The organism is Peribacillus sp. P4_C12 (assembly GCF_056402095.1).
In genome coordinates this window covers 1-9,027 of the sequence record NZ_JBFUIB010000127.1, presented here as the reverse complement: position 1 = coordinate 9,027, position 9,027 = coordinate 1, and the positions used below count along the sequence as shown (strand labels likewise).

Below are 9,027 nucleotides of genomic sequence, written 5' to 3'. Positions count from 1 at the left end.
ATCGTGGTTTTTGATGATTTCGGTAGAAACTTTATGTAAGTAATCCATTCGGGCATTTGAAATTTTTTCGTGTAGGATAGCCACTTTTCGTTTTTGTTTTTGATAGTTTTTGGCTTCAGCCAATGGTTTATTTTGATTCAAGGCTATTTCTTGTCGCCTTGAAAGAATCCGTTGTGCTTTGGACAATTTCTTTTCGACCGTCCGGAAGAATTTTGGGTTTTGATAGACTGTACCATCTGAAAGAATAGCAAAGTTCTTCAAWCCAACATCTACACCGCACGAACGATTCGTTTTAGGAAGTACTTGTACATTGGTTTCGGCTAAAACGGAAATGAAATATTTACCCGAAGGGTTCCGCCTGATTGTGGCATTGATGATTCGCCCTTCGACTTCGCGGCTTTTAGCAAAACGAACTAGACCGAGTTTTGGCAATTTGATTTTGYTTCCAACAATTCCAATATTCCCATTCGTATGTTTAGTCGTATAGGACTGGATAGGATTCTTTTTCGATTTGAAGCGAGGTGACTTGTTTTGCTTTTTATAATATCGACTATAGGAATCTGCTAAATTTTCCACCGGTTTCTGTAAGGCAATACTGTCTACTTCTTTCAGGAAAGAATACTCTTTCTTTAAAGCGGGAAGTTCTTTGATTGTTGCGTATTTATTCAGAAAAGAACCGTTCCATTCATTAGAGGGTAATTGGCCGTTCTGYTTCATTTCTTCACAGATATACCAGTAGGCATCTTTCTCATTTTGTTTGCCTAAAAAGAAGTTATAGACAAAACGGGAGCAGCCGATCGTTTTATTGATTAGAACTAGTTGTTCTTTAGTTGGATAGATTCGAAATTTATAAGCTTTGTTTACGACCATTGGTTTCACCCCCTTATAGTTATAATCAACCATCGAACGTACGTTTGTCAAAGATCACTTTGGCTTATGCCAACCGCCATTCATCTCCCCCTTACCATTGGGCTCTCGCCCTTCACACGCTTGAAGAGGGAATCTTCTGGCGGGAAATGATAAATATCGGCGTACTCTTTCAGAAAGAGTGGTTTATCAAAAAGGGAGACAGTACCAAGTCTGCTCCCTTTTTACATTATTTATAGTTCTTCCAGTTAAGATTGCTTTCTCCCAGCAGCTCTTCGAATGATTTATTTTTCTCACGCCGTTTTCTTTCTTCGCGTTTTTTTTCTTCTTCCGCTGCTTTTTTCTCTTGTTCAGCATCATTCAGTTCTTTTTGCTTTTGACGAAGCTGGGACATGATATCTTGATTAAGCATATCACCAAGTTTCAATGATGATGACTCTTTATCTTGTGTTTTGCTTTGATTTTGATTCCGCGGCTGTTTCTTTTTCATCCCTAAAACCTCCTAGCCATTATGAAATTATTATATCACGACTGCGGTTTCTCTCGTTATGATTTTCAAACAGTGTTTTCTCCATTCCCCTCATGGTAAAATAAAGAAAATAACTGAGGAGGATTTTCATGAAAAAATGGTGGCTTGCATTGGCTGGAATTCTGACCTATATCATCGGCGTCGGCATTTATTTTTCTAATCGGATCATGTACATGAAAAAGAAGGAAGATGATTTTATCCAGAATCGTGAAATTATGGCTAAACGTCTAATTAAAGAGGATTTTGATATCCTACCTAAAACTGAAATCTGGGTACCTTCACCATCCGGATATTCCTTGAAATGTTTGTTTATCGAACCGTTTGAGACGAATAAGTGGATTATTATTTCACATGGTGTGACGGAGAACAAAATTAATTCGATTAAGTACATGAACATTTTTCTTAAGCGCGGCTTCAATGCTATCATTTATGATCATCGCCGTCATGGAGATTCTGGTGGTAAGACTAGCAGTTATGGCCATTATGAAAAATTCGATTTGAAGGCCGTGATCGACGAATTGAAAAGACGTAAAGGCTCCGACGACCTTCACATTGGCATTCATGGGGAATCCATGGGAGCCGCAACTCTGCTTCTGTATGCCGGGATGCTCGAAGATGGCGCTGATTTTTACATTGCCGATTGCCCATTTTCAAACTTTGAGGAGCAGATCAAACACAAAATCAGCGCGGAAATCCCTTTACCATCTTGGACCGTGTTTCCGCTTGGTCGTACATTCATCAAACTTCGTGACGGATATTGGACTAAAGAAGTGTCACCGATCAATTATATAAAAAATATTAAAAAACCAGTACTGTTCATTCATAGTGAATATGATACCTTTATCCCCGTTTCCATGACAACGGAATTATATGCAGCAAAAGAGGGGCCAAAGCAGCTGTACATTGCTAAAAAGGGCGCCCACGCTCAATCTTATAATGAAAATCCAAAAGAATATGAAGAACAAATTGATCAGTTTCTTAAACAGCTTGTATTCAGATAGAAAAAGAGAGGATACCTATCATGAAAGCTTGATATCCTCTCTTTTTCTTCTTTTAGATTTTATTAAAGTAGCTCATTCTCGGATTTAAGATTTGATTCGGACTTTTTAACTGAAAGCTGTTCGCTTCCGGTACAAAGTCTATTTTCATAACTTCATCCAGAAAAATCATTTTTGACTTTTCTACGTATAGAGAGATTCCGTTTGTTTCCACTCTCTCGTTACCTTCATCAAGTTCGTTGACTAACCATAGGGCTGTCACACCACTTACAACGCAGCCACAGCCATCTGTGTCATATTTTAACTGTAAAAATCCTTCTTGCCCCTGTATCTTATCGGCTATTTTATCTGCCGCTCTTTCCGTCCATTCAATATACATGATTTACATACCTCCTCATGTGTTTTCGTTTCCTCATTATAAACGATAAAAACGTTTCTGTTAATGAAACTGCTTTATGCCATTTTCAAGATACTCAAATGAAGGTCCTTTCCACCAATGTTGCTTCCATTAAGAAAATCACAGCCCAATGTTACTCATATTTCCTCTTATTTTCGATAAAAAGGCCTATTTCTAGGAAACAGCCCTTCCACTATTATTCTATTAACCTTACGCCCGCTATATCGGCGAGACGGATATAGTGAACCTGTTAAAAACAAGCGACGATATAAGCTCATTATCATTATGAATCCCGCCAAACGGGTTCCTTCAAATTCCTGATTCTACTCCATAAAGAAATAGTAGCTTACAACTCCTCTCATTTATAAGGCACGATATTTTTTCAAACTCAAAATATTGAAAGTGATAAAAACAACGGCAAATGCAAGGAGAATGAGTAAATCCATCACTACCTCAGCGAAGGTTAAGCCTTTGTACATAATACCGTTCAATGCATCCGACGCGTAGTAAAGCGGCATGATTTTGCCAATTTGCTGCAGCCAGTCTGCCATACCATCTAATGGAAAAATACCCGTAAAGAAGATTTGTGGCACGATGACGAGTGGAATAAATTGTACCATTTGAAATTCAGATGTTGCGAAACTTGATAACAATGTACCGAGGGATAATGCCACAAGCGCAACGAGAATATTCGTTAATAAAACGAGCCAAATGGAGCCGACGAGCACAATATCCAGTACATTTACCGCGTATAGTACAACAATTATAGTTTGAATGAGTGCAAACAAACCATATCCAATTACATAACCTGCAACAATTTCATATCGTTTAATCGGTGTCACAAGTAACCGTTCTAATGTACCACTTGTACGTTCCTTTAGTAGCGCAATCCCCGCTATTAAAAAAACAAAGAAGAAAACGAAAAAGCCCACCAGCATAGGACTAAAAATATCAAAAATCTTCGTATCGGCATCACCATACACATAATGCGCATCAATCGAAGGATTGTTTGCATCTCCTTGCAAGCCTTGCGCTAATTGCATTTGAACGGCCTTTGCACGAGACGGTTCATCGTTTAAAAGGGTCAGCTTCATGTTGCCATTTTCAAATTGCAGCCAGCCGTCGATGTTATTTTTGGCCATGCTCTCTTTTGAAAAATGCTTGGCAACCGTTACTTGAAAATCTGCTTGTTTCAATGCTTCAGCGATGTTTTCATCACTACCTGTAACAACGATTTTTAAATCACTCGCTTCTGAATGAAAAATAAAATACATGAGCGTTAAGATGAGCAATGGTGCAAAGAAGAGCAATGCGAGTGTTCTTCGATCTCGGAGCATTTGTCGTGTAATTCGTGTAACAAGAGATGTAATTCGCATTACAGCTCACCTACTATCTTTAAAAACACTTCATCAAACGTTTGTACCCCGTATTGTGTCTTTAATGCGGCAGGTGTGCCGGATGCGATGATTTTCCCTTCACGCAGCATCGCTAGATTATCGCAACGTTCTGCTTCATCCATTACATGCGTTGTAATGAGGATTGTTTTATGCTCATCATTTTTTAAACGTTCTAATTCCTTCCAGATGGATTGTTTCAACACAGGGTCCATACCGACAGTTGGTTCATCCAAAATTAGAATTTTCGGATTTTGGATAAGGGCAATAGCAAGTGACAGGCGACGCTTCATGCCCCCAGAATAATAAGCAACCCGAATAGACAAATCATTCGTTAACTGTACAATTTCGGCTGCATACTGAATGCGTTCTCTTTGTTCCTTTTTCGATAAACGGTATAGCTTTGCAAAAAATTCAAGATTTTCAGCCCCCGTCAGCTCTGTATATAAGGCATCGGACTGCGCCATATAGCCGATTTCTGATAGCAATGCTTCATTTGGCACTTCACAATCAAGCACTGTGATTTTTCCAGTGTCCGGCTTCATCATACCGACAATCATTTTAATTAAGGTCGTTTTCCCGCAACCAGATGGTCCTAATAAGCCGAAAATTTTTCTTTCTGCAATATTTAGGTTTAATGGCTGAATGACTTTTTTGTGTTTAAAGCCTTTAGCAATTTCCTCAATGGTAATCGCATTCACTGCACGCACACCCTTCCTCTTTTATAATTAACACGGTGTTGAATGTATCAACATTCTAAGGTAGTATTTGGTCAAATACAATCAACACATTTTTGAAGACTGTTTAGTGAAGGAGAAATTCGATGGCGACGATTCATGAGCAAAAGGCTCAAAAAACGAAATTGCAGATTCAACAGCATTTTATCGCACTTGTTGAAAAAGAAGGATTTCAGCATGTATCGGTGAAAAAAATTGCAGATCGCGCGAGCATTAATCGAGGTACATTCTATTTGCATTATGCAGATAAATATGAGTTGATGGATCACATACAACAGGAATTGTTAGCAGAACTTCAATTACGCATTACTTCTATTCTACCAAAAGAGGCTTTTTTAGCCCTCCATCAGCAACAACTATATCCACCCTTTATAGCGATTTTTCAATTCATTAGTGAGCATGCCAGCGCATTGCGTGCCATTCTTGGCGATCACGGAGACCCCTCTTTTGCCAAAAAATTGAAGCATGTATTTGGTGAAATACTATTAGAACGTTTAATTCGTCAACATCCAGCAGCACAAAATGATGCTTTTCGTAATTATATGCACGCCTTTATGACTTCAGCCATTTTAGGTGTAATCCAGGAGTGGCTGGATAATTGCGAAGAGCAAACGGTAGAAGAAATGGCGAAAATCCATTTTCAAATTTTAAACTTCATCAGTCATTTGCGTGCATTCATTGAGAAATAACCTGAATGCTGTCCGAATTTTCGTTCGGGGAGCTATGAAATTTTAACTTGCCTTACTATCTAGTTGGTTAAATCGTAGAAATAGCCTGTTTTGATCAATCCTTTTGTTTTAAAAAACAGGCTATGGCAATTAACCAAAAATCATACTTAATATTCAATTTCAATAATGTTTACTAACTTTAAGATACACTTCTCGGATGCATGACTAATAATTCGTAATTCTCCTTTTAGTCCATCGATATAATGAATATTRCCAAGAAATTTTTTAATTTCACCTTTTTGATAATAAGTAAATTGTAGAGTAATGTTGTCTTCCATGGCCCTACAGATAATTTCATTGAATTCTTCATATTTTTGTTCATCTAAAACCGGCTTTTCGACTTTATCCAGACCTTCATTATATTCTCTTAGTAATTTTACATGTTCTGGTAACATCATTGAAACCCATTTGATACGGCCCCTGTCGCGAATCACCTCGAAACACCCACTTTTCCATTGCATTTTGTGTAACATTATTATATAAAATCATTTGTCACTACTGAGCTTTCTATCACGCCTTATGCCCACCAAGCAGCCTACTTCGGTAAACAGCTGTACCTGCTTCTGTATACGAAACCGCACGCAACAGTGATTTTGATCCATATTTATGGCGAATCCGGTCAACCGTATAACCCAACTCCCGTTTTTTCCAGCGCGAAGCATCAAATAAAGTCAGCTGCATCTCGTTATCATCCACAATATTTGAGAGCGTGACCGCTATGCTTCGAACTGTTTTTTGCTTATTATAGTTCTCATGAAAAAGCTCCAGACAGACTTTATATAACTCCATCGTAATGTTAGTCGGTTCGTTAATCGAACGAGAACGGTGAAAACCTCCGCCAAACTCATTCTTGCTGTAGCCAATGCTTAGACTGACCGTCCTTCCTGCCTTTCGATGGGTACGTGCCCTTCTTCCAACTTCTTCGCAAATTTCCAATATGACCTGCTTGACCTCATGCTCCTCCTTATAATCTCGCAGTAGAATTTGACTTTTGCCAAAGCTGACCTGTCCTTCAATAATCGCTGCTCCCATATCCGATAAATCTATTCCCCAAGCGTGGTGGTAGAGCTGATTGCCCATAATTCCAAACTTCGCTTCAAGTAATTCAAGATCATAATTGGCAAGCTGGCCAACCGAAAATATCCCCATTCCATGAAGAGTTTTTTCTACGCGTCTTCCGATCCCCCACATTTCACGAAGCGGAGAAATCGGCCAAAGTTTGTTTGGAACATCTTCATACTTCCATTCGGCAATCCCTTTATGTTTGGCCTCCAAATCAAGGCAAAGCTTCGCCATCAGCATGTTTGGCCCAATTCCAATGGCACATGGGAGTTGCAATTCCCGTTCGATTTCATCTTTTATTTTTTCGGCTATCACCCGGGTGTCTCCCCATAAAGAAGCGGCTCCATCGACTTTCACAAAACTTTCGTCCACACTATATACATGAATCGCTTCTTTCGGGACATAGCGGTTGAACAAGCGGGTAATTTCCGTCGAAATCCTTAAATAGGTTGCCATTTTAGGTTCAACGAGGACAATTCTTGGATCATTCGGGATCTCAAACATCCGCGAACCTGTCTTAATACCAAATTCCCTTTTCATTTTTGGAGAAGCCGCAAGCACAATGCTACCCGTCCTATTCAAATCACCAACCACCGCTAGATAACATTCGAGTGGATTCAAACCAAGCATGACCGCTGAACAGCTTGCATAAAAACTTTTCATATCGATACACATAATTGATTGTTTCGGCATCGTCCTATAATCCATCATTTCTTCACCCTAATAAGAATATACGTTCGCTTTTTATTATATCCATAACTTTAACCGAATATACGTTCTCTTTCAATGGAAGTTTTATTACAAATTTCTACTTTTTAAGGTAATCACCTTCAAAAAACAAAATAACCCTAATAAATACTCATTTTCCATAAAAATACATTATAACCAAATAGTTTTTAAAAAAATAGATTAATTAGTATCTTGAATAATTAAAAATACAACTAAATTCCCATTATTCATTTAAAACAACATCCCTTTTCAATAGCCTTTAGTCTAATCTTATTTTAGTCTTACTGCCCATCTTTTGTAATGAAACTGTAATCAAAAATATGTCGTATTGTCACAATGGTATTGTAGGATAATATTGTAAAGAATAATAGAAAGAAAGATAGAGAGAGAGAGAGGAAATGAGAATTATGAAGAAATGGATTGCTTCAGCTGCCGTTGCTTCTGCAATGATGCTAACCCCACTGCAAGCCTTTGCAAATATTGGAGATCAAACCCTCAGACCCGGAATGACTCATAGCGATGTCAAACAACTACAACAACTTTTAAAAACTAAAGGTTATTTCACATATTCAGGTTCACTGACTACATATTATGGCACCTATTCTGTGTCCGCAGTAAAAAAATTCCAAAAAGCCAAAGGGTTAACTGCCGACGGAATTGCCGGCCGTGGCACATTTAATGCGCTTGGTGTTTATAACGTCAATAATACAAGCTTGATCAGCTATGCAAAAACCTTAATAGGAAAACCCTACAAATGGGGCGGAACAACACCAACTGGATTCGACTGCTCAGGCTTCGTCTATTACGTATTCCAGAAATCACAAGGAATTACCTTACCACGTACAACATCATTGCTCTATTCCAATACTGGTTTAAAAGTATCTTCACCATCTAAAGGTGATCTTGTATTCTTTGATACTTCTTCTGGAAGAACAGGAGTATCACATGTTGGAATCTATATCGGAAATGGTCAATTCATTAGTGCTACGTCTTCAAAAGGAATAACCATCACTGATATGGATAATTCTTATTGGAAACCAAAATACCTAGGTGCGAAAACTTTATAAAATCCGATAATAAGAACATAGGCTAAGTTCTTATCAGCCGATTCATAGAGAAATTCCTAAAAATAAACCGGACAGAATTTATATATGATTCTGTCCGGTTTATTTTATATATAAGATTTCATCCGTGAAATCTTCTACAGTCACTATAAATGATGAATCTAAGTTAGAACGATTCATCATTTCGATATTATACACATGCTCTGAAGGTAAATGCATGACTTCAAGTACCATGAATCGTTGACTTTCCGCTTTGCTCATGTGCTCAATTGCAGCAGTTACCGCCTTTTGTTCCGCCAAGCTCTTTTCGTCCGTTAGCACGCGAATCAATTCTGCTTCCGCTTTCGCAGGATATGTTTTCTTAATACCACCCCGATGCCATGGTTTTACTTTCATCCCGATAACCAAGTCCGAGTAGTTGAGGTCCTTCCCGTGTTGATCTTGTATATATGTACGATTGGTTACCTTGTAATACGTCCCTTTAATCAAAATCCGATTATCGTCTAGATCCGTAATAAAGCC

11 protein-coding genes are annotated in these 9,027 nt (G+C 38.4%); 3 read left to right on the top strand and 8 right to left on the bottom strand.

All coding sequences use genetic code 11. The annotated features are described in order from the left end of the window. Together AC1DUW_RS15610 and AC1DUW_RS15605 are read right to left on the bottom strand one after the other, a co-directional pair. Positions 1-870 (bottom strand): RNA-guided endonuclease TnpB family protein (locus AC1DUW_RS15610; RefSeq protein ID WP_477642915.1); only part of this gene is annotated, 870 nt, incomplete at its 3' end. Positions 871-1,096: 226 nt separating this feature from the next. After that, positions 1,097-1,357: a YqkE family protein gene (locus tag AC1DUW_RS15605; RefSeq protein ID WP_252430415.1), complete on the bottom strand. Its 261-nt coding sequence runs from the start codon at positions 1,355-1,357 to the stop codon at positions 1,097-1,099. 128 nt (positions 1,358-1,485) lie between these two features. On the opposite strand from AC1DUW_RS15605, the gene AC1DUW_RS15600 reads away from it, so the two are divergent. Then, the gene (locus tag AC1DUW_RS15600) at positions 1,486-2,397 is read left to right on the top strand and encodes an alpha/beta hydrolase (protein WP_053346860.1); all 912 of its coding nucleotides are present in this window, start codon (positions 1,486-1,488) and stop codon (positions 2,395-2,397) included. Between the two features lie 52 nt (positions 2,398-2,449). Here the strand turns inward: AC1DUW_RS15600 and AC1DUW_RS15595 are convergent, their stop codons facing one another. From AC1DUW_RS15595 to AC1DUW_RS15585, 3 genes are all read right to left on the bottom strand, one after another. Then, positions 2,450-2,773: an iron-sulfur cluster biosynthesis family protein gene (locus AC1DUW_RS15595; protein ID WP_053346861.1), complete on the bottom strand. Its 324-nt coding sequence runs from the start codon at positions 2,771-2,773 to the stop codon at positions 2,450-2,452. Positions 2,774-3,153: 380 nt separating this feature from the next. Further along, complete coding sequence (locus AC1DUW_RS15590) at positions 3,154-4,167, bottom strand: ABC transporter permease (RefSeq protein WP_477642914.1); 1,014 nt, start codon at positions 4,165-4,167, stop codon at positions 3,154-3,156. Beyond that, complete coding sequence (locus AC1DUW_RS15585; RefSeq protein WP_376182662.1) at positions 4,167-4,895, bottom strand: ABC transporter ATP-binding protein; 729 nt, start codon at positions 4,893-4,895, stop codon at positions 4,167-4,169. Before AC1DUW_RS15585 ends, AC1DUW_RS15590 begins: the two co-directional genes overlap by 1 nt. 113 nt (positions 4,896-5,008) lie before the next feature. Here AC1DUW_RS15585 and AC1DUW_RS15580 point away from each other — a divergent pair, with 113 nt between their 5' ends. Beyond that, a complete protein-coding gene (locus AC1DUW_RS15580) occupies positions 5,009-5,611 on the top strand; it encodes a TetR/AcrR family transcriptional regulator (RefSeq protein ID WP_477642913.1) in 603 nt (200 codons plus the stop codon). Positions 5,612-5,757: 146 nt separating this feature from the next. Here AC1DUW_RS15580 and AC1DUW_RS15575 read toward each other — a convergent pair whose 3' ends face one another. Then, entirely contained in the window at positions 5,758-6,084 is a 327-nt protein-coding gene (locus AC1DUW_RS15575) for a YolD-like family protein (RefSeq protein ID WP_053346865.1), read from the bottom strand. A gap of 76 nt (positions 6,085-6,160) precedes the next feature. Beyond that, positions 6,161-7,423, bottom strand: a complete 1,263-nt coding sequence (locus AC1DUW_RS15570; protein WP_053346866.1) for a Y-family DNA polymerase — start codon at positions 7,421-7,423, stop codon at positions 6,161-6,163. Positions 7,424-7,839: 416 nt separating this feature from the next. Here AC1DUW_RS15570 and AC1DUW_RS15565 point away from each other — a divergent pair, with 416 nt between their 5' ends. Further along, entirely contained in the window at positions 7,840-8,508 is a 669-nt protein-coding gene (locus tag AC1DUW_RS15565; protein ID WP_477642912.1) for a C40 family peptidase, read from the top strand. A 99-nt stretch (positions 8,509-8,607) separates the two neighbouring features. Here AC1DUW_RS15565 and AC1DUW_RS15560 read toward each other — a convergent pair. Then, a partial coding sequence (locus AC1DUW_RS15560; protein ID WP_477642911.1) for a hypothetical protein occupies positions 8,608-9,027 on the bottom strand: 420 nt, incomplete at its 5' end.